The organism is Methylobacterium sp. BE186, from assembly GCF_031457035.1.
GTDB lineage: Bacteria > Pseudomonadota > Alphaproteobacteria > Rhizobiales > Beijerinckiaceae > Methylobacterium > Methylobacterium segetis.
The window spans coordinates 24243-44476 of the sequence record NZ_JAVDVV010000005.1; the positions used below are offsets into that span (position 1 = coordinate 24243).

Consider the following 20234-nt stretch of genomic DNA (forward strand, 5'->3'; position numbering starts at 1 on the left):
TCCGACTCGCAGATTGCGCCGGGCGAAGCTTGAGCGTGCCCGGGCGGCCACGCCGGCTTCACGTTTTCGAGAGGCGTTCCGCCGCAGCGATGACCGCAATCGAGCGTTGTGCAGATCGCGCAACCGCAACGGGAAGCACCCGCTTGGCGGACGAACCGGCCTTCCATCGAGGGGGAACGGGTTGTTATGAGCGGCGCATGCTCGCGTCCCGGCTCGATCCTGCGCCCCTGCCGCCGGCGGAGGTTTCCCCGGTGCCTCCGGCGCGCTTCGCCGTCGTCGATCTCGCCCGCGGCGCGGCCCTCGTCGCGATGGCCGCCTACCACACGGTCTGGGATCTCGGCTTCCTGCGCCTGACGCCGGACAATTACGCGCTGACCGCGCCGGGGCGGGTGGCGGCCCATGTCATCGCCGGCAGCTTCCTCGTCCTGGTCGGCCTCGGCCTCGTGCTGATGAACGGCGGCGGGATCCGCCCGCGGCCCTACCTGCTCCGGCTCCTGCGGATCGGCGGCGCGGCGCTGCTCATCACGCTCGCCACCGCGTTCGCCTTTCCCGACAGCTTCATCTTCTTCGGCGTGCTACACTGCATCGCGGTGTCGAGCGTGCTGGCGCTGCCCTTCCTGCGCATTCCGCCCCTCCTCGTCGGGCTCGCCGCCCTCCTCGTCGCGGCGGCCCCTCACCTCGTGGCGAGCCCGCTCCTCGACGCGCCCGCCCTGCGCTTCCTCGGCCTCGGCGTCACCCTGCCCCGCACCAACGATTACGTGCCGCTGTTTCCCTGGTTCGGGGCGGTGCTCGCCGGATTGGCGGCCGGCCGCGTGCTCCTGCCGCGCCTCGCGGGGTCGCGCCTCGCATCCTGGCGGCCGGCCGGGATCGGACGCGCCCTCGCCTTCGCGGGCCGGCACAGCCTCGCGATCTATCTCGTCCACCAGCCGGTCCTGCTCGCCCTCCTGACCGGCCTCGTCACCCTGACCGGCCCTCATCCCCGCGCCGGGCTCGACCGCTTCCACGCGGATTACACGGGCAACTGCGTACGCACGGGGGGCGAGGTGGGCGCCTGCGGGCGGGCCGCCCGCTGCACCGCGGAGGCGCTGCGCCGGGAGAACCTGTGGTCGGGCGACGGGCGCGTATTCACGGCGGCCGAGACGCTGCGGGCGCAGGCCCTGTCCGAGGCCTGCTACGCCCAGGCCGAGGGTGCGGCGCCGCCCCCCTGAAACGCATCGAGGCCGGGTGCTGCCGCCCGGCCTCGACGATTGCGCCTTGCCTGCGGCGGGGCTCAGTCCTTGGCGCGCTCCACGTAGGAGCCGTCCGCCGTCATGATGACGACGCGGGTCCCGGCGGCGATGTGCGGCGGCACCGTGGTGCGCACGCCGTTCGAGAGGACGGCGGGCTTGTAGGAGGACGAGGCGGTCTGGCCCTTCAGCACCGGCTCCGTCTCAGCGACCTCAAGCGTCACGCGCTGGGGCAGCTCGATGGTGAGGGGCGTGTTGTTGTGGATCGAGAGCATCACGGCCATGCCTTCCTGCAGGTAGGGGGCGGCATCGCCGACCACATCCTCCGGCACGGCGATCTGCTCGTAATTCTCGGGGTTCATGAAGTGGAACCCCTCGCCGTCGTTGTAGAGGAAGGTGTGCTCGCGGTCCTCGACGAAGGCGCGCTCGACCTGCTCGGTGGTGCGGTAGCGCTCCGAGACCTTCACGCCGTCGGTGATGCGGCGCATGTCGAGCTGCGTCACCGGGGTGCCCTTGCCGGGATGGATGTTCTCGGCGAACAGGATCACGTAGAGCCTGCCGTCCTTCTCGACGACGTTCCCCTTGCGGAGCGTTGAGGCGATCACCTTCACGGGGTTCAGATCCTGACGTTGACAAAACGGGGTGGCGTCCCCATCGCGAGTTACCGCGGGGACGACTCGCTCCCGCCACTATCGCATCCGCGGCCCGGTTGCCAGTCGCCGCGGCCGCAAGGCCCCGCCCGTCCCATGCCGTCGCGCCCGCAGGGCCACGCCCGCGGGCCGCTCGGAGCGTCCCGCCCGTGAGCCCGTCCTCATCACCCTGGTGGTCGCCGCAGGTCCATGCCGACCGGCGCCCCCTCCTCCTGCTGCGCAACCGCATCGCCGCCCGCATCCGGGCGCATTTCGCGGCGCTCGACTTCGTCGAGGTGGAGGCCGCCGCCCTCCAGGTCTCGCCGGGCAACGAGGCGCATCTCTCCGCCTTCGCCACGGAGGCGATCGGCCCGGACGGGGCGCGCCGCCCCCTCTACCTGCACACCTCGCCCGAATTCGCCTGCAAGAAGCTGCTGGCGGCGGGCGAGCCGCGCCTGTTCAGCCTCGCGCGGGTGTTCCGCAACCGGGAACGGGGCGCGCTGCACCATCCCGAATTCACGATGTTCGAATGGTACCGGGCGAACGAGCGCTACACGGTGCTGATGGCCGATTGCGCCGAACTCCTGGCGCTCGCCGCCGAGGCCGCGGGCGCGCGCCGCCTCCGCTTCCGCGGCCGGGAGGCCGACCCGCAGGCGGATTTCGAGCGGCTGACGCTCGCCGAGGTGTTCAGCCGGCATGCCGGGATCGACCTCCTCGCGACGATCGACGGCGCGGGCGCGACGGACCGGGATCGTCTCGCGGCGGGCGTCGCCGCCGCGGGCCTGCGGGTCGCGCCGGACGACACCTGGGCCGACCTGTTCAGCCGCGTCCTCGTGGCGCGGGTCGAGCCCCATCTCGGGCTCGGCCGGCCGACCATCCTGTGCGAGTACCCGGTGAGCGAGGCGGCGCTCGCCCGCCCCTGCCCGCGCGACCCGCGGGTGGCCGAGCGCTTCGAGCTCTACGCCTGCGGGGTCGAGCTCGCCAACGCCTTCGGCGAGCTGACCGACCCGGCCGAGCAGCGCCGCCGCTTCGAGGCCGAGATGGCCGAGAAGGCCCGGGTCTACGGCGAGACCTATCCGATCGACGAGGATTTCCTCGCCGCCCTCGCCGCCATGCCGGAGGCGAGCGGCATCGCGCTCGGCTTCGACCGGCTGGTGATGCTGGCGAGCGGCGCCCCGCGGATCGAGGACGTGATCTGGACCCCCGTCGCGGAGACCGCCCCGTGACGCGCCCGCTGAGGAGCCTCGTCGATCTCGCGGCCGCGGGCCTCGTCCGCGACGGGGACCTTCCGGCGCTCCAGGCGGTCGCGGCCCGCTACGCCGTCGCGGTCACCCCCGACATGGCCGAGCTGATCGATCCGGCCGATCCGGCCGACCCGGTGGGCCGCCAGTTCGTCCCGCGGGCCGAGGAGGCCGAGACGCGGCCCGAGGAGCGGGCGGACCCGATCGGCGACGGCGCCCACGCGCCGGTGCCCGGCCTCGTCCACCGCTATCCCGACCGCGTCCTCCTGAAGCCGCTCCACGTCTGCCCCGTCTATTGCCGCTTCTGCTTCCGCCGCGAGATGGTGGGGCCGGACGGGCTCGGCACCCTGAGCGAGGCGGAGCTCGCCGCCGCCTACGCCTACATCGCCGCGCAGCCGGGGATCTGGGAGGTGGTGCTGACGGGGGGCGACCCCTTCGCCCTCTCGCCGCGGCGGCTCGGCGCCATCGCGGAGGCGCTCGCCGCGATCCCGCATGTGCGGGTGCTGCGGATCCATACGCGGGTGCCCCTCGTGAGCCCGGACCTCGTGAGCGCGGACCTCGTCGCGGCCCTGAAGCGCTTCGGGGGCGCGGTCTTCGCGGCGCTCCACGCCAACCATGCCCGCGAGTTCACCCCGGCCGGCCGCGCCGCGATCGCGCGCCTCGTCGATGCCGGCATCCCGATGGTGAGCCAGACGGTGCTGCTGCGGGGCGTCAACGACGAGGCGGCGACGCTGGAGCGGCTGATGCGCACCTTCGTCGAGAACCGCATCAAGCCCTATTACCTGCATCACGGCGACCTCGCCCCGGGCACCGCGCATCTGCGCACGGGGCTCGCCGAGGGTCAGGCCCTGGCGCGCGCCCTGCGGGGGCGGCTCTCCGGCCTCGCCCAGCCCCTCTACGTCCTCGACATCCCCGGCGGCCACGGCAAGGTCCCGGCCGGGAGCGCCTATCTGCGCGAGAGCGACGCGGGCTACCGCGTCACCGATCCGTCGGGGGAGGAGCACGCCTACCCGCCCCGCGAGGCGGAGTGAAGGTCTCGTCCGAGGCCTGATCAAGAGCGGCGCCAGTAGAGCGGCCGGTACGTTTCGAGACCGAATCGTTCAAGAGTTGTCTTTGCTATGGCTCCTCTTCGGAGGGGCGCGTAAAGCTGCGTCCTGCATCGCAGGATTCAGGTATCTGGCCGCCGATCATCTCGCCGCGGGCCCGTTGTCCGGTGTGAGTACCGCGAGAGACACCTCCGCCCACCCTGCTCCGGCCGTTCCTCGCCTGCGCGATCCACGGAGTCCGGTCATGCGCGACGACCTGATGCGCCGGTCCACGGCGGAATTCTTCGGCACCTTCTGGCTCACCTTCGGCGGCTGCGGCGCCGCCGTCCTGTCCGCCGCCTTTCCCGGCCTCGGCATCGGCTTCCTGGGGGTGGCCTTCGCCTTCGGCTTCACGGTGCTGACCATGGCCTACGCGGTCGGCCACATCTCCGGCGGCCATTTCAACCCTGCCGTGACCCTCGGCCTGTGGTCGGCCGGGCGCTGCGCCAACCACCACGTCATCCCCTACATCGTGGCGCAGGTCGTCGGCGCCATCGTCGCGGCGGCCGTGCTCTACGCCATCGCCTCCGGCAAGCCGGGCTGGATGCCGGAGGGCTTCGCCTCGAACGGCTACGGCGATCTCAGCCCCGGCAAGTACGGGCTGGTGGCCTGCGTCGCGACGGAGATGCTCGCGACGTTCTTCTTCCTGTTCATCATCATCGGCACCACCTCGAAGGGGGCGGCGGTGGGCTTCGCCGGCATCCCGATCGGCCTCACCCTGGTGCTGATCCACCTGATCTCGATCCCGGTGACGAACACCTCGGTCAACCCGGCGCGCAGCACCGGCCCGGCCCTCTTCGCGGGCGAGCCCTACGTGATGCAGCTCTGGCTGTTCTGGCTCGCGCCGATCGCGGGCGCGATCCTCGCCGGCATCGTGGCGCGCTGGCTCTACGAGCCGGCCGACATCGTCGACACGGTCGTGGTCGAGAAGCGGGCGGTGGCGTAAGGCTTCGCCGTCGCTGCGCGGGCCCCGGCCGGCGCTGCGCGGGCCCCGGCCGGGGCTTGCGCCCGCGCCGGATCCGGTCGATCTCCCCCGGCGCCGGCCCCTCGCGGCGCGGCGCTGACGGGAGAGGTTCGGCATGCGCAGGCTCTGGGGCCGGGCGAATTCGGTCAACGTGCAGAAGGTGCTCTGGGGCCTCGACGAGCTCGGGCTCCCCTACGAGCGGATCGAGGCCGGCGGCGCCCACGGAATCGTCGACGCCGCCGCCTACCGCGTCCTGAACCCGAACGGCCTCGTGCCGACCCTGCAGGAGGACGGCTTCGTCCTCTGGGAATCGAACGCGATCCTGCGCTACCTCGCCGAGGCCCATGGCGGCCCCCTCGCCCTCCCCGAGGATGCCCGGGCCCGGGCCCGGATCGCGCAGTGGCTCGACTGGCAGGCGACGAGCTTCACCCCCGCCATGCGCGACGCCTTCTGGCAGACCTACCGGGTCGCGGACGGGCAGCGCGACCACGAGGCGGTCGCGGCCTCCCTCGCCCGCACGGAGCGCCACGCCGAGACCCTCGACCGGCACCTCGCCAACCAGCCCTTCGTCGCAGGGGACCGTTTCAGCATCGCCGACATCGCCGTGGGCTGCGCCGCGCATCGCTGGCTGTACCTGCCCCTCGCGACCGCCGAGCGGCCGGCCCTGTCCCGGTGGTACGCGGAGATCGCTGCCCGTCCCGGCGCCGCGCAGGTGATCGCCGAGCCGATCAGCTGAGGCCGGGGCGGCTTGCCGGGGCCCGCCCGCGACCCACCTTGAGCGGAGGCCGAGCGGGCCGGGGCGGAGATTCCTGGGGAGATTCCTGGCATGCCGATCGACACGACCCTGCGGGACGCCCTCTCGGCCGTCACGACGGCGAGCCTCGCGCGGGTGCTGGCGCGCCGCGGGCTGGCCGCCTGCCTGCCGCGCGGCCTGCGCCGCCGAACGGGCGGCGCCCACGCAATCGGCAAGGCCGTCACTCTGCGGCTGATCCCGGCCCGCGACGCGCCCGGCCCCTCCCTGGCCGATGCCGTCGAGGCGGTGCCGGAAGGCGCCTTCGTCGTGATCGACGCGGGCGGTCCTGGCAACGCGCTTCCCTTCGGCGCGATCCTGGCCGAGCGCCTCCAGCGGCGCGGCGCGGCCGGCCTCGCGATCTCCGGCGCGCTCACGGCCCCGGGCGCCCTGCCGATCTGGGATGCCGGAGAGGCGCCCGCGCTCGCCGCGACCGGGCTGGTTCTCGCCGGCGCCAACGAGCCGATCGCCTGCGCCGGAGCCGCCTTCCACCCGGGCGACATCGTGGTCGGCGACGGGCACGGCGTGGTGGCGATCCCGGATTCCATCGCCGAGGCCGTCGCCTTCGAGGCCGTCGAGCAGCAGCGCCTCGACCTGTGGATCCAGCGCGCCGTCGAGAACGGGGGCAGCCTCGCGGGGCTGCTGCCGCCGGACGAGGCCGCGCTCGCCCGCTTCCGGGCCGAGACGGAAACCCGCTGAGGGCCCGACGACCCGACCCGCCACTCCCGCCCGAGGCCCGTCCGGACGATGTTCTTCCCGCTCTCGAAGGTGATCTTCTTCGTCCTGACGCCCTCGAACTTCCTGATCCTCGCCGGGCTCGCCGGGATCGTGCTCCTTGCCGCCACGCGTCGGCGCAGGTTGGGTTTGAGCCTGGCGGGTTTCGGGCTCGGCGGCCTCCTCGTGGCCGGGCTCTCGCCCCTGCCCTTCCTGGCGCTCGCGCCCCTCGAGGAGCGCTTCCCGGCCCTTCCCGAGGACGCCGCGCCGCCCACCGGCATCATCGTGCTCGGGGGCGGCGTCGATTCCGGCCTGTCCGAGGCGCGGCGCCAGATCGTCGTGAACGATGCCGGCGAGCGGCCGATCTACCTCGCCGACCTCGCCCGCCGCTTCCCGAGCGCGCGCCTCGTCTTCTCGGGCGGCAGCGGCAGCCTCAACCAGGGCCTGTCCGAGGCGGAGGTCGTCGGCCGCCTGGCGGACGTGATCGGCGCGCCGCGCTCGCGGCTGATCCTGGAGCACCGCTCCCGCAACACCCGCGAGAACGCGCTCTTCACGGCCGATCTCGTCAAGCCGAAGCCGGGCGAGCGCTGGCTCCTCGTCACCTCCGCCTGGCACATGCCGCGCTCGGTCGGGTGCTTCCGGCAGGCCGGCTTCGAAATCGTCGCCTTCCCGGTCGACTATCGGACGCGCGGCTTCGCGGACGCCGTCCGGTTCAACAGCTTCGCCTCGGACGGGCTTCTCCACCTCGACCTCGCGGCGAAGGAGTGGATCGGCCTTCTCGCCTACAGGCTCGCCGGCTACACGCCGGAGGCGTTCCCCGCACCCTCCTCCGCGTCCCGGCCGGACGCGCCCGGCCCGGCCGCCAGCCGGTAGATGCCGCGGAAATCGTCGGGGTCGGGCACCGGCCGCCCCTTGCGCAGGATCGCGACCTGACCCGCCTTCATCAGCCGCACCGCGACGCGCCGCACGGGCTGCATCAGGGGGCTCCAGCCGTCCGGGTGCGGGCCGCCGAGCGCCCGCGCCACCTCGGAGGGGCAGATCGTCTTGCCGGCCCCCCGCTCGGCGACGAGCCGCAGCAGGGTCTCGGCGATGACCTCCTCGCTCGCACGCGTCGGGCGGGCCGTGTCCTGCGGATTCGTCATGGGCTGGGTTCCCGGACCGTCAACGGGTCCTCCGAGAGGAGTGCCGACCGGATCTCGGAGGCGAATTGGCGGCGCCACATCACGAGGACGACCGCGGTCGTCGTCAGCATGAGGATGATGGGGCTCACGAACCAGCCGAGATAGGCGAGGGCGAAGAAGAAGGCCCGCTGGCCCCGCGCGAAGTGGCTGCCGGCCGCGATGTTCATCGTGGCCGCCCGGCGCGCCGCGCGCAGCATCTCGGCCTGCGAGGCGCCGCTGCCCTTGGGCGGCACCGCGCCGATCAGGATGGCCCCGTAATTGAACAGCCTGTAGGCCCAGGCGAACTTGAAGAAGGCGTAGACGAACACGACCGCGAGCCCCGCCACCTTGATCTCCCAGGTGGTGCGCGTCGTGACCGTGCCGAAGGGCAGCGTCCCGAACAGCGTCAGGACCTCGTCGCCGGAGCGCGAGAGCGTGAGCACGCCGCCGAGCGCGATCAGCGAGGTCGAGGCGAAGAAGGCGGTTCCGTTCTGCAGCGAGGCGTTGATGGTGGTGTCCACCACGCGGTTCTCGCGCACGATCATCTGCCGCGCCCAGGCCTCGCGCTGCGCGTTCATGATCTGGCTGAGGCTCACGAGCCGCCCCCGCATCCGCCCGACCGAGAGGCCGTAGCCGACCCAGGCGACGACGAAGACGATCAGGGCCGCGAGGTCGAGATGCGAGAAGGTGGCGTCGGTGGGAAGGTTGGTCATAGGGCCGGATGTCGGGCAGCGCGCCGCCGCTCGCTAGCCCGGCGGGGCCTCCCCTGTCGAGTGCGGGAGCCGTGCGCGGGGGCGGCTTCAGGCGCCGCGGATCTCGAAATCCGGAAACGTCCCGGATCCCGGCCGCTCCGTCAGCTCGACGGAATCGACCCGCGCCCCGCGCGGCCCCGCCTCGCAGGCCTTCAGCATGGCGCCGACCGCCTCGGCCGGCCCCGAGAAGGTGGCGGCGACGGCCCCGTCGTCGCGGTTGCGCACATGGCCGGTCAGCCCGTGCAGCTGCGCCTGATGCTGCGTCCAGACGCGAAAGCCGACGCCCTGCACGCGGCCGCTGATCACGACGTCGACGGTTCTGGTCTCGCTCAAGAGCGGCTCCCGGGTTGCGCGGGGCGGAGGGGTCCCGGCTCCGGCGGCCGGTGAGGTATCACGCGGCGGGCGCGATGAGAACGCCGCCCGGGCGGGGTCCGCCCCTCAGGGCGCCGGGCCGCGCGCCCAGGCGCGCATCTCCTTCAGGTAGGCCGGCGGAAGCTGCGCCGCCTCGGCCGCGGCGAGGACGGCGTCGAGATAGCCGGGTCGCGGCACGCCCGGGGCGACGCTGCGGCCGAGATAGATCAGGGCGCGCTTGACCCCCGCCTGCGTCGTCACCGGCTGCGCCGCCTTGAGATAGAGCCCCGAGGCGACGCCCTCGTAGCGGTCGAGGGCCGGGATGTCGGCGAGGGCGAGGTCCCAGAGCACGCCCCAGACGGTGCGGGCGGGGTCCCGCACCACGGAGGCGTAGCCCTCTCGCATCACGATGAAGCGGTGCCGGTTGAGCCGCCTCTGCCCCACCAGCCGCGAGGCGGGGCAGCGCAGCGCCATCGCGGCGGCGTCCATGTTGGCGCCGTAGGCGAAGTAGAGCGGCAAGGGGCCGCTCTGCGCCTCAGGCGAATTCCAGGATCACGGCGTCGACCGCGAGGCTGTCGCCCTCCTTGGCGTGGATCTTGGAGACCGTGGCGTCGCGCTCGGCGCGCAGCACGTTCTCCATCTTCATCGCCTCGACGATGGCGAGCGGCTCCCCGGTCTTCACCTCCTGGCCGTCCTTGACCAGGATCTGCTTCACGAGGCCGGGCATCGGGCAGAGGACCTGCTTGCCAGAGCCCGCCTGCTCCTTGACCGGCATCAGCGCGGCGAGCTCCGCCTCGCGCTTGGTGAAGACGCGGGCCTCGGCCGCCGCGCCCGCGTGCTGGAGCGCGACGCCGTTGAGGAGGCCGCGCACCTGGATCGCGACCCGCTCGCCGCCGATCGTGCCCGACCAGACCGGCTCGCCCGGCCGCCATGTCGTCGCGACGGTGAGCGGCGTGCCGTCGGCCTCGGTCACGACGAGGTTGTCGCCGTCCGAATCGACCGTCACGGCATAGGATTCGCCGGCCAGGATCACGACGCGGTCGCGCTCGAAGCTGAGGAGGCCGGGATCGCGCATCTGGCCCGAGATGCCGCGCTTGCGCTGGTTGAGCTTGTGGTCGATCGCGGCGGCGGCCGCGGCCATGCGGCGGGCGATCTCGCCCCGCGGCTCGGGTGCGACGAACCCCTCGGGGAATTCCTCGGCGATGAAGCCCGTCGAGAGCCGGCCCTCGCGCCAGCGCGGATGCGCCATCAGGGCGGAGAGGAAGGGGATGTTGTGGCGGATGCCGTCGATCGCGAAGGCGTCGAGCGCCTCTCCCTGCGCCTCGATCGCCTCGGCGCGGGTCGGCGCCCAGGTCACGAGCTTGGCGATCATCGGATCGTAGTGGATCGCGATCTCGCCGCCCTCCTCGACGCCGGTGTCGTTGCGCACGATCGCCGTGCCCCGGCGCCCCTCCTCCGGCGGCTGGTAGGTGGTCAGCCGGCCGATCGAGGGCAGGAAGTTGCGGGTCGGATCCTCGGCGTAGACGCGGCTCTCCACCGCCCAGCCGTCGAGCTTCACGTCGCCCTGCGCGAGCGGCAGCCTCTCGCCGGCCGCGACGCGGATCATCAGCTCAACGAGATCGAGCCCGGTGATCATCTCGGTGACCGGGTGCTCCACCTGCAGGCGGGTGTTCATCTCCAGGAAGTAGAAGGACTTGTCCTGGCCGGCCACGAACTCGACGGTGCCCGCCGAATCGTAGTTCACCGCCTTGGCGAGCGCGACCGCCTGCTCGCCCATCTTGCGGCGGGTCTCCTCGTCGAGGAGCGGGGACGGCGCCTCCTCGATCACCTTCTGGTTGCGGCGCTGGATCGAGCACTCGCGCTCGCCCAGGTAGATGACGTTGCCGTGCTTGTCGCCGATCACCTGGATCTCGATGTGGCGCGGATCGGTGATGAACTTCTCGACGAAGACCCGGTCGTCGCCGAAGGAGGAGGCCGCCTCGGACTTGGCGCGGGCGAAGCCCTCCGCCACCTCGGCCGCCGAGTGGGCGATGCGCATGCCCTTGCCGCCGCCGCCGGCCGACGCCTTGATCATGACGGGGTAGCCGATCTCGTCGGCGATGGTCACGGCGTGCTCGGGGGAATCGATCACGCCGAGGAAGCCCGGCACGGTCGAGACCTTGGCGGCGGAGGCCGCCTTCTTGGACTCGATCTTGTCGCCCATCGCGGCGATGGCGCCCGGGTTCGGGCCGATGAAGACGATGCCGGCCTCGGCGAGCGCCTTCGGGAAGGCCTCGCGCTCGGAGAGGAAGCCGTAGCCCGGATGCACCGCCTGCGCGCCGGTCTTCTTGCAGGCGTCGATGATGCGGTCGATCAGGAGGTAGGATTGGGCGGCCGGCGCCGGGCCGATATGGACGGCCTCGTCCGCCATCGCGACGTGCACCGCGTCCCGGTCGGCGTCCGAGTAGACCGCCACGGTCTTGATGCCCATCCGGCGCGCCGTCTTGATGATGCGGCAGGCGATCTCGCCGCGGTTCGCGATCAGGATTTTCTCGAACATCGAATACCGTATTCAATCCGGGGAAGTGCAACGGCGGGCATGCACCCAAGCTTTGCCCCGTTAAAGCACTTGCGCGCGTTTCGGAAGGCGACCTTCGTGGGAAGGCGCGGGATTCGCGCCGCGCGGTTCCCTCCGGGGCGTCGGGGGCCGGTTCAGGCGGCCCGCACGTCCCCGTTCGCGGACGGCATGGTCCAGAGCGCGACCACCCGGTCGCGCCCGCGCGCCTTGGCCTCGTAGAGGGCCGCGTCCGTGCCTTGCAGGAGCGCCTCTGCGCCCGCGATCTCGCCGTCGGCGACGGCCAGCGCGACGCCGACGCTGACCGTGACGCAGCGCCCCTCGGGCAGGCCGGGATGGGGCAGCGCGAGGGCCGTGACGCCGGCCCGGATCCGCTCCGCGATGTCGGCGAGGGCGCGGGGCGCGGTGCCGGGCACCAGGGCGACGAATTCCTCGCCGCCGTAGCGCGCCGCGAGGGCGGTGCCCGGCACCGCGGCGCGGATCGCCTCTGCCACGGCGACGAGGCAGCGGTCGCCCGCCGCGTGGCCCGCGCTGTCGTTGAAGCGCTTGAAGTGGTCGACGTCGATCAGGATGGCGCCGACGCGGCCCGATCGGGCCGCCTGCTCGGCCCAGTCCCGGGCGAGGCGGGCCTGGAAGGCGCGGCGGTTCGGCAGCCCGGTCAGCCCGTCCGTGTCGGCGAGGATCGCGAGCCGGGCATTGGCGGCCGCGAGCGCCTCCGCCTGGATGCGGGTGCGCAGGCTCAGCACGTAGGCGTGCTCGAGCACGGTGTTCATCGCCTGCCGGGCCGGGACGAGGCAGCCGATCACGAAGGTGAAGAAGATCGTCTCGAGGATCGGCACCTTGGTCTCGACATCCGCGTTCGTCAGGCCGAAGGCGAGGAACAGGCCGATCACGACGACCGTCCCGGCGATCGTCCAGCGCTGGTCGAGCGGGAACACGACGATGGCGGTCGAGGTCGCGAACAACCCCGCCATGAGGTAGCGCTCGTGCAGATCCCCGCCGCCCGCGTTGCCGAGGATCTCCGCCACCACCATCATGGCGCCCACGGTCAGCGGCAGCGTCAGCCCCTCGATCACGGGTGCCCGCGGCCGCGACCAGAACCAGGCGAGCGCCGCGTAGACGACCGGGATGAAGACGCCCCGGAAGACGAGGGAGACCCCGAGAAGCGCCGGCTGCATCACGTAGTCGAGCAGGCAGGTCACGGCGCTGAAGACCGAGACCCAGAGCAGCCAGAAGCGGATCGTCCGGCTCCGGTGCGGCCAGCTCGCGGCCCGGTAGATGTCGCGCAGGCGGCCCCGCAGCCTGATGTCCCGCACGCGCCTGCAGAGGAGCGCGTCGATCTCGGCGAGGAGGTCGTCACGGCCCGCCGCATCGAGCCCGTCGAGGATGGCGAAGCGCGACGAGCGTGGGCCGGGCGAGACCCGTTCCCGATCGTCCGCACCGAGGGAGAAGCCTCCGATCATCGTTCCTGCCCGATCTCAGGACAGAGAGTATCCGCGATCCGCTCGGGGGATCCGTTACGATCGCCGCCGCGTCCGGGCCGCTCATGCGGGGATCCGCATCTGTTTTCGCTCAGCATCGCGCCCATGATGGGTCGTGGCCGGCATTTTTCGTTCAGGCCGGCGGCCATGCCGACGGCGCGTCGCAGGGATTGCTCAGGCCGCGCGCCGGTTCTCGGCCGGCGCGCTCTCCAGCGTGCACCGGTTGGCGGCGAGGGCGAAGGCGACCAGCGTCTCGTCGCTCGCCTGCGCCTCGCGCACGATCTCGACGGCGATGCGCGCGCCGGTCGTGGTCGGGCCGCGCCCGTTGCCGATCGAGGCCGCGAGCCAGCGCGCCGTCTCGGCGTTGACGTAGCCGGTCGGCCGCTCGCCCCAGACGGCGAAATCGACCAACGAGGCGACGAGGAAATCGGCGAAGGCGGGCACGGAGCCGCCGAGCGCCCGGTCGAGGGCGATCAGCAGGTCCGCCTCGTCGCGGGTCGTGAGGCCATCGGGCAGCAGCTCACCGCCCAGGATGCGAAGGTCGGCGGCCGTCATGCGACCGGCGGCGGCGATACGGTTACAGAAATCCTGCAGCGAAGCGTTGATCATGTCTTGATGCTCCCCCGGCTTTTTCTTGCGCCGGTCTGTGTCCCTGTCTGAATTGGACTATGCGGAAGCGGTTCGACTTGGCGGTTAACGGGCGAGTCTGAACTGGCGTTCAGGTTAAAGCGTGCTCACGAAGCAGCGTTTCGAGTTTCTTGCCGGCCCGTCTTCGACATAGCCCGCCGCCCACGTTCCGTGGCACAGTCGCCCCGCGTCCCGCACCGACGCGTCGCGAGCGGACCGCCGGAGGGACCGCCGCCGGGAGGACCCGCGTGAGCACCCTGTACATGAGCCATCCGGCGGCCCTCGACCACGAGATCCCGCCGGGCCATCCCGAGCGGCCGGACCGGATCCGGGCCATCGAGCGGGCCCTGGAGGACGAGCGTTTCGCGGGGCTGGTGCGCGGCCTCGCCCCGCTGGCCGAGGCCGAGGTCGCGACCCTCGTCCACCCGGCGGCCTACGTGGAGGCGATCGTCGCGGCCTCGCCCGCGGAGGGCTACGTCCAGATCGATTCCGACACGCTGATGTCGCCCGGCACCCTGGAGGCGTGCCTGCGCGCCGTGGGCGGCGCCGTGCACGCGGTCGACGCGGTGATGGCGGGCGAGTGCGCCAACGCCTTCGTCGCCATGCGGCCCCCCGGCCACCACGCCGAGCGCGCCACCGCCATGGGCTTCTGCCTGTTCAACCACGCGGCGATCGCCGCGCGCCACGCTCAGAAGGCGCACGGGGCCGAGCGGGTCGCCCTCGTCGATTGGGACGTGCATCACGGCAACGGCAGCCAGGACATCTTCTGGGACGATGCCAGCGTGCTCTACGCCTCGACGCACCAGATGCCCCTGTTTCCCGGCAGCGGCGCCGCCTCGGAGCGGGGCGCGAGGGACACGATCGTGAACGTGCCGCTGCGCCCCAACGACGACGGCGCCGTCTTCCGCGAGGCGTTCGAGGCGGGCATCCTGCCCCGGCTGGAGGCGTTCCGGCCGGACATCGTGATCATCTCGGCGGGGTTCGACGCCCATCGCCTCGACCCGCTCGCGAACCTGCGCCTCGACGACGCCGATTTCGCCTGGGCGACGCGCAAGCTGATGGACCTCGCGGACCGGCACGCGGGCGGCCGGATCGTCTCGGTGCTGGAGGGCGGCTACAGCCTGGAAGGTCTGGCGCGCTCGGCCGCCGCCCACGTGGACGCGCTGCTCGGGCGCTGACCGAGCCCTCAGAACATCCCGTTCGGGTTGGCGGAGTTTTCCGGCAGGGGCTGGAGCACGTCCCAGTGCTCGACGATCCGGCCCCTGTCGTCGAGCCGGAAGATGTCGATGCCCGCATAATCCTGGTCGCCCGGCCAATGCTGCAGGCAGTGCAGCACGACCAGATCGCCCTCCGCGACCGCCCGCTTCACCTCGACCCGCTTGCCGGGCCATTCGCGCGCCATGCGCTCGAAATAGGCGATGAAGCCGTCCTTGCCGGTCGCCACATGCGGGTTGTGCTGGATGTATTCGTCGCCGGCATAGCGCTCGATCGCCTCGCGCGGCCGGCCATCGTTGAACATCAATGCGTAGAAGGCGATCACGGTCGCCTTGTTCTGCGCGGCGTCGGCCATGATGTCTCGCCTCGGACGGCCCGGCGCCCGCTCTGGATTCGCGGCCGGATCCTATCACGCGCCCCATCCGCCGAAGGCCCGATCAGGGCCGCTTCCGCAAGATCGCCCCGATCGTCGGACTCCGCTGCGCGATCAGCGCAGACGAGCGCCGTCGACGCTTGGCATGGAGCGCCGCCCGATGGAGGTGGGGCACCAGCGAACGCAGTCTCCGCGTCAGCCCCTGCCGCCTGTCGTCCTTGGCCAACCAGTCGAGGGCCGCTTGCGTCACGTTTCCCGACTCGTCGAGCCATGCCGGTTGTCCGGCGAGCCCCGATCGGCCGGCCTCCGGCTCCCTGCCCGTGTACATCGGCGTGAAGTCGCAGAAGTTGACGCTCAGCCCCGCACGCCGCGCCATCTGGCGGATCGCCGTCTCGGAGAACCACCAGAGATGGACGGGCGGGTTCTCCGTCTTCCAGCAGGCGTTCAGGGGTGCGGCCGACTTGTTGGGCGTCGTCATCAGGATCGGGCCGCCCGGCTTGAGCAATGCAGACGCCGCTTCGAGAAACGCGATCGGCTCCGTGACGTGTTCGATGACCTCCGTCAGGATCACCGCATCGTATCGGTCAGGATCGGCAGCGAGGGTGAACAGATCTCTGCGCGCGTAGAGATCCCCGAACAGCGCACGCGCTCGGGAGACCGCCTGATCGGAAATGTCGATGCCCGTCGCGGCGTAGCCTTCGCGAGCGAGGGCGAAGCTCAGGTAGCCCAGCCCGCTGCCGATCTCGAGAACGGAGGCCGGCTTCGGGAGCTTGCCCAACTCCCTGCGGATGAACCAATAGGCTGGCTCCTGCTCGCTGAGCCAGTGCAGCGGTCGCGCCTGCTTCGCAATCTCCGATTGATACCAGGCATACCGGTTGTAGCCGGGAATGCGGGACACGTTGGCGTAGATGTGATCGTACAGGTCGTCGGGAACGCTCAGGGTGCCGGCATGCTGGAGATCGCAGTATTGGCAGGAGCGCAGCCGGTATGGAGGGCCGGTCTTGTAGGATCGGGCCTCCTGTTCGACGGCCTCCGTCGGCTCGTCGCAGATCGGGCAAGCCGGGATGCTCGTGGATCCGATCATGGATGCTGAACCCCCCGGATGTTCGCCAGGGCCGGAGCCGGGACCTCGCCGGCGTGGCCGTTCGATCCCGTTTCTAACCCTCCAGCGGCTCCTCGCCGAGCAACTCGATGCCGAAGCCCGACAGGCCGACATAGGCGCGCGACGACGCGGAGAGATTGCGGATCGAGACCACGCCGAGGTCGCGCAGGATCTGCGCCCCGAGCCCCACCTCGCGCCATTGGCGGACCCGCTGCGCCTCCGTCCCCTCCTCCGCGTAGCGGGAGAGCGGCACGCCGGCCGTGCCGTCGCGCAGGTAGACGAGGACGCCCCGTCCCTCGCGGGCGAAGCGGGCCATCACGCTCTCGATCAGCTTGCCGCCCTCGATCACGTCGGCGACCACGTTCGAGCGGTGGAGGCGCACCAGCACGTCGCGCCCGTCGCCGATGCGGCCGTGCACGAAGGCGAATTGCTGGATCGACTCGAAGGGCGTCGTGTAGGCGTAGCCCGTCATCTCGCCGAACTCGGTGCGGACGGGGAAGCTTCCCACCCGCTCCACCAGCTTGTCGCGGGATTGCCGGTAGGCGATCAGGTCCGCGACCGAGACGCGCCGGAGGCCGTGCCGGTCGGAGAATTCGTCGATCTGCGGCCCCTTCATCACGGTGCCGTCGTCGTTGGCGAGCTCGCAGATCACCCCGACCGGCGGCAGGCCGGCGAGCCGGCAGAGATCGACGGCCGCCTCCGTATGGCCCGAGCGCATCAGCACGCCGCCGTCCCGGGCGATGAGCGGGAAGACGTGGCCCGGCCGCACGAAATCCGAGGCGCCCATGTTGCCGTTGGCCAGCGCGCGGACCGTGTTGCAGCGCTGCTCGGCCGAGATGCCGGTGGTGAGCCCGTGCTTCACGTCCACCGTGACGGTGAAGGCGGTGCCGAGCGGCGCGTCGTTGGAGGCCACCATCGGGTCGAGGCGCAGGCGCCGCGCCTCCCCTTGCGTGATCGGCGCGCAGACGATGCCGCAGGTGTTGCGGATGATGAAGGCCATCTTCTCCGGCGTGCAGAGGGAGGCGGCGACGACGAGGTCGCCCTCGTTCTCGCGGTCGTCGTCGTCGGTGACGACGACGATCTCGCCGCGGCTGAACGCCTCGATGGCTTCGGTGACGCTGGTATGGGGCACGAACGGACTCTTCTTCGAAACGGGCGCTTCTAGCGGAACGCGCCACCCACCTGCCCCCGGTGGCGCAGATAGTGGTCGGCGAGCACGCAGGCCATCATGGCCTCGGCCACCGGCACGGCGCGGATGCCGACGCAGGGGTCGTGGCGGCCCTTGGTGACGAGGTCGACCTCGCGGTTGTCGCGGGTCACGGAGCGGCGCGGGGTCAGGATCGAGGAGGTCGGCTTCACGGCGAATCGGCAGACGATCGGCTGGCCCGACGAGATGCCGCCGAGGATCCCGCCCGCATGGTTGGCGAGGAAGGCCGGCCGCCCGTCGTTCGAGGCGCGCATCTCGTCGGCGTTCTCCTCGCCCCGGAGCGCGGCCGAGGCGAACCCGTCGCCGATCTCGACGCCCTTGACCGCGTTGATCGACATCATGGCGGCGGCGAGATCCGCGTCGAGCTTGCCGTAGACGGGCGCGCCGAGCCCCGCGGGCACGCCCTCGGCCACCACCTCGATCACGGCGCCGACCGACGAGCCGTCCTTGCGGATGCCGTCGAGATAGGTCTCGTAGGCGGCCGCCGCCGCCGCGTCCGGGCAGAAGAACGGGTTGCGGGCCACCTCCTCCCAATCCCAGTTCGCCCGGTCGATCCCGTGCGGCCCCATCTGCACGAGGGCCGCGCGGATCGTCACGCCCGCGGGCAGCACCTTGCGCGCGACGGCGCCGGCCGCGACGCGCGCGGCCGTCTCGCGGGCCGAGGAGCGCCCGCCGCCGCGATAGTCGCGGATGCCGTACTTGGCGTCGTAGGTGTAATCGGCGTGGCCCGGCCGGTAGCTGTCGCGGATCTCCGAGTAATCCTTCGAGCGCTGGTCGGTGTTCTCGATCATCAGGGCGATCGGCGTGCCCGTGGTGAGCTGGCGCCCGCCGGTGCGGTCGTCGGCGAAGACGCCGGACAGGATCTTCACCTGGTCGGGCTCGCGCCGCTGCGTGGTGAAGCGCGACTGGCCGGGCTTGCGCCGGTCGAGCTCGGCCTGGATCTCCTCGGCCTCCAGCGGCAGGCCGGGCGGGCAGCCATCGACCACGCAGCCGAGGGCGACCCCGTGGCTCTCGCCGAAGGTCGTGACGCGGAAGAGATGGCCGAATGTGTTGTGGGACATGGCTCGCCCGCTCTAGCGCGGGATCGCGCGGCCCACAAATCCGATCGGCCGCCGGGCCGCCCTGCTCCGGATGCGTATCGCCGCCCCGGGCGGACAGGTCCGCGCCGGCCGGCGAAACCGTCCCTCGACGGCGGGCGTAGGGATGGGGCAGGTCCCTCTCGGGGATTCGCGGCCGGAAGCGTATCGGGGGAGCGTATCGGGATGGCTTTGCGGGATGTTCTGGCGGCCCTCCTCGTCGTGACCCTCCTCGGCCTCAATTTCGTGGCGATCAAGGTCGGGCTCGAGACCCTGCCCCCGCTGTTGCTCACGGGCCTCCGCTTCCTGCTCGCCGCCCTCCCGGGCGTGCTTCTCGTGCGGCCGCCGAAAGCGCCCGCGCGCATCGTCGTGGCCTTCGGCTTCTCCCTCGGCGTCGTGCAGTTCGGCCTGCTCTTCCTGGCGATCGCCCACGGCATGCCGGCGGGCCTCTCCTCCCTGATCATCCAGACCCAGGTCTTCTTCACGATCGGCCTCGCCTTCGCGGTGTTCGGCGAGCGGCCGACCGCGCTGCAGGTCGCCGGCGCCCTCGTCGGCGCCCTCGGCGTCGGGATCATCGGGGTGTGGAAGGCGCAGCACGCGCTGCTCGGGCCGCTGCTGATGGTGCTCGGGGCGGCGCTCGCCTGGGCCTGCGCCAACATCATCGTGAAGTCGGCCGGCCGCATCGACATGCTGGCCCTGGTGATCTGGGGCAGCCTCGCGGCGACGCCGCCGCTTCTCCTGCTGTCGCTGGTGCTGGAGGGGCCGGACGCGATCGTGCAGGGGCTCGCCCGGGCGGATGCCCGCACGCTCGCGGCGGTCCTGTTCATCGCCTACCCGACCACGATCGTCGCCTTCGCCCTCTGGAACCGGCTGCTCGGCCGCTACCCCGCCGCGACGGTGACGCCCTTCGCCCTGCTGGTGCCGGTGGTCGGCATCTCCAGCACCAGCCTGCTCCTCGGCGAGCCGTTCGGCCCCGTCGAGGCGGCCGGCGCCGGCCTGATTCTCCTCGGGATCGCGATCAACGTTTGGGGTGCCCGAAAACGGTGACGCGATCATCCCGCGGGAGATCGCGCACATCGCGTCCCGGCACCGCCGCGAGGCCCCCGCGGGCCTTGAGCGCGCGGTAGGCGGCAAGCCCCGTCTCGAGGTCGCGCCGCAGCCGCCGCTCGTCGCCGAGCGCCCCGATCCCGTAGGTCAGGCCGAGAATGTGGGCCGCCTCGTAGCCGCCCGGCAGCTCGCCCCCGCCGCCGAGGCGGATCTCCCGGACGGGCAGCCGCCCGGCGAAATCGGCGAGCACCCCGCGCAGCCGCTCGCCCGAGGCGCGCAGAGCCGCCTGCGCCCCGGCGCCGTGCTCCCGCAGGGCCGCGACCGTGCCCTGGACAAGGGCGAGATGCACGGCCTCCGCAGCGGCCGGGAACAGGTAGACGAGGTAGTAGCCCCGGGTCGGGCTCGTCGTGACGGCGGGGTCGAGCACCGCGATCCAGGGCACGCTCGCCCAGTGCGCGCCGCGGCCCGCGCTGCCCTTCACGAGGAGCCCCGCATCCGCCCCGAGGATCCGCCTGACCTCGTCCGGGGCTCCCTTGCGGAGCACCGAGCCGAGGGGATGGTTCGCCGGCGGGTCGAGCCGCGCCTCCGGGTATTCCGCGATGATCCGCGCGAGCGCGTGGCCGAGGCTCATCGGCGCCGC

The 20234-nt window shown here is 72.1% G+C and carries 22 protein-coding genes; 9 read left to right on the forward strand and 13 right to left on the reverse strand.

Annotated features, from left to right (window positions below):
* Nucleotides 1-197: 197 nt before the first annotated feature.
* The gene (locus J2X36_RS07230; RefSeq protein WP_310347665.1) at nt 198-1208 is read left to right on the forward strand and encodes a heparan-alpha-glucosaminide N-acetyltransferase; all 1011 of its coding nucleotides are present in this window, start codon (nt 198-200) and stop codon (nt 1206-1208) included.
* Between the two features lie 62 nt (nt 1209-1270).
* On the opposite strand, the gene efp is transcribed toward J2X36_RS07230, so the two are convergent.
* Nucleotides 1271-1837, reverse strand: coding sequence for an elongation factor P (efp, locus tag J2X36_RS07235; protein WP_132254504.1), 567 nt, complete (start codon nt 1835-1837; stop codon nt 1271-1273).
* 188 nt (nt 1838-2025) lie between these two features.
* On the opposite strand from efp, the gene epmA reads away from it, so the two are divergent.
* From epmA to J2X36_RS07265, 6 genes are all read left to right on the forward strand, one after another.
* On the forward strand, nt 2026-3081 hold the full coding sequence (epmA, locus tag J2X36_RS07240; protein WP_310347668.1) for an EF-P lysine aminoacylase EpmA: 1056 nt from the start codon (nt 2026-2028) through the stop codon (nt 3079-3081).
* Nucleotides 3078-4127 carry a lysine-2,3-aminomutase-like protein gene (locus J2X36_RS07245; RefSeq protein ID WP_310347670.1) on the forward strand — a complete coding sequence of 350 codons (1050 nt, stop codon included), beginning with the start codon at nt 3078-3080 and terminating at the stop codon, nt 4125-4127. Before epmA ends, J2X36_RS07245 begins: the two co-directional genes overlap by 4 nt.
* Before the next feature lie 259 nt (nt 4128-4386).
* Nucleotides 4387-5127 carry an aquaporin Z gene (aqpZ, locus tag J2X36_RS07250; RefSeq protein ID WP_132254501.1) on the forward strand — a complete coding sequence of 247 codons (741 nt, stop codon included), beginning with the start codon at nt 4387-4389 and terminating at the stop codon, nt 5125-5127.
* 133 nt (nt 5128-5260) lie between these two features.
* A complete protein-coding gene (locus J2X36_RS07255) occupies nt 5261-5881 on the forward strand; it encodes a glutathione S-transferase family protein (RefSeq protein WP_310347671.1) in 621 nt (206 codons plus the stop codon).
* Between the two features lie 90 nt (nt 5882-5971).
* Nucleotides 5972-6634, forward strand: a complete 663-nt coding sequence (locus J2X36_RS07260) for a dimethylmenaquinone methyltransferase (protein WP_310347673.1) — start codon at nt 5972-5974, stop codon at nt 6632-6634.
* Between the two features lie 48 nt (nt 6635-6682).
* A complete protein-coding gene (locus tag J2X36_RS07265; protein WP_132254498.1) occupies nt 6683-7522 on the forward strand; it encodes a YdcF family protein in 840 nt (279 codons plus the stop codon).
* On the opposite strand, the gene J2X36_RS07270 is transcribed toward J2X36_RS07265, so the two are convergent.
* The 7 genes from J2X36_RS07270 to J2X36_RS07300 form a co-directional block, all read right to left on the reverse strand.
* Entirely contained in the window at nt 7447-7791 is a 345-nt protein-coding gene (locus J2X36_RS07270) for a DUF3253 domain-containing protein (protein WP_310347675.1), read from the reverse strand. The two genes, J2X36_RS07265 and J2X36_RS07270, sit on opposite strands and share 76 nt — an antisense overlap.
* Complete coding sequence (locus J2X36_RS07275) at nt 7788-8522, reverse strand: DUF599 domain-containing protein (RefSeq protein WP_132254496.1); 735 nt, start codon at nt 8520-8522, stop codon at nt 7788-7790. The genes J2X36_RS07270 and J2X36_RS07275 overlap by 4 nt, the downstream gene beginning before the upstream one ends.
* 87 nt (nt 8523-8609) lie before the next feature.
* Complete coding sequence (locus J2X36_RS07280) at nt 8610-8894, reverse strand: acylphosphatase (RefSeq protein WP_310347676.1); 285 nt, start codon at nt 8892-8894, stop codon at nt 8610-8612.
* A gap of 105 nt (nt 8895-8999) precedes the next feature.
* Nucleotides 9000-9431 carry a gamma-glutamylcyclotransferase family protein gene (locus J2X36_RS07285; protein ID WP_310347678.1) on the reverse strand — a complete coding sequence of 144 codons (432 nt, stop codon included), beginning with the start codon at nt 9429-9431 and terminating at the stop codon, nt 9000-9002.
* A gap of 16 nt (nt 9432-9447) precedes the next feature.
* A complete protein-coding gene (locus J2X36_RS07290) occupies nt 9448-11451 on the reverse strand; it encodes an acetyl/propionyl/methylcrotonyl-CoA carboxylase subunit alpha (RefSeq protein WP_132254493.1) in 2004 nt (667 codons plus the stop codon).
* 152 nt (nt 11452-11603) lie between these two features.
* Nucleotides 11604-12929 carry a diguanylate cyclase gene (locus tag J2X36_RS07295; protein ID WP_310347682.1) on the reverse strand — a complete coding sequence of 442 codons (1326 nt, stop codon included), beginning with the start codon at nt 12927-12929 and terminating at the stop codon, nt 11604-11606.
* Nucleotides 12930-13121: 192 nt separating this feature from the next.
* Nucleotides 13122-13556, reverse strand: a complete 435-nt coding sequence (locus tag J2X36_RS07300; protein ID WP_132254491.1) for a hypothetical protein — start codon at nt 13554-13556, stop codon at nt 13122-13124.
* A gap of 266 nt (nt 13557-13822) precedes the next feature.
* On the opposite strand from J2X36_RS07300, the gene J2X36_RS07305 reads away from it, so the two are divergent.
* Complete coding sequence (locus J2X36_RS07305) at nt 13823-14752, forward strand: histone deacetylase family protein (protein WP_310347684.1); 930 nt, start codon at nt 13823-13825, stop codon at nt 14750-14752.
* An 8-nt stretch (nt 14753-14760) separates the two neighbouring features.
* Here J2X36_RS07305 and J2X36_RS07310 read toward each other — a convergent pair whose 3' ends face one another.
* The 4 genes from J2X36_RS07310 to aroC form a co-directional block, all read right to left on the reverse strand.
* Nucleotides 14761-15144 (reverse strand): nuclear transport factor 2 family protein, encoded by a 384-nt coding sequence (locus J2X36_RS07310; protein ID WP_132254489.1) that lies wholly within the window; start codon nt 15142-15144, stop codon nt 14761-14763.
* Nucleotides 15145-15226: 82 nt separating this feature from the next.
* Nucleotides 15227-16060, reverse strand: coding sequence for a class I SAM-dependent methyltransferase (locus J2X36_RS07315; RefSeq protein WP_310347687.1), 834 nt, complete (start codon nt 16058-16060; stop codon nt 15227-15229).
* A 259-nt stretch (nt 16061-16319) separates the two neighbouring features.
* A complete protein-coding gene (gene ribB, locus J2X36_RS07320) occupies nt 16320-17396 on the reverse strand; it encodes a 3,4-dihydroxy-2-butanone-4-phosphate synthase (RefSeq protein ID WP_310347689.1) in 1077 nt (358 codons plus the stop codon).
* 29 nt (nt 17397-17425) lie between these two features.
* Nucleotides 17426-18532 carry a chorismate synthase gene (gene aroC, locus J2X36_RS07325; RefSeq protein WP_310347691.1) on the reverse strand — a complete coding sequence of 369 codons (1107 nt, stop codon included), beginning with the start codon at nt 18530-18532 and terminating at the stop codon, nt 17426-17428.
* 201 nt (nt 18533-18733) lie between these two features.
* On the opposite strand from aroC, the gene J2X36_RS07330 reads away from it, so the two are divergent.
* Nucleotides 18734-19594, forward strand: coding sequence for an EamA family transporter (locus tag J2X36_RS07330; RefSeq protein ID WP_132254485.1), 861 nt, complete (start codon nt 18734-18736; stop codon nt 19592-19594).
* Here J2X36_RS07330 and J2X36_RS07335 read toward each other — a convergent pair.
* Nucleotides 19566-20225, reverse strand: a complete 660-nt coding sequence (locus J2X36_RS07335; RefSeq protein WP_310347694.1) for a DUF3578 domain-containing protein — start codon at nt 20223-20225, stop codon at nt 19566-19568. The two genes, J2X36_RS07330 and J2X36_RS07335, sit on opposite strands and share 29 nt — an antisense overlap.
* Between the last annotated feature and the right edge of the window lie 9 nt (nt 20226-20234).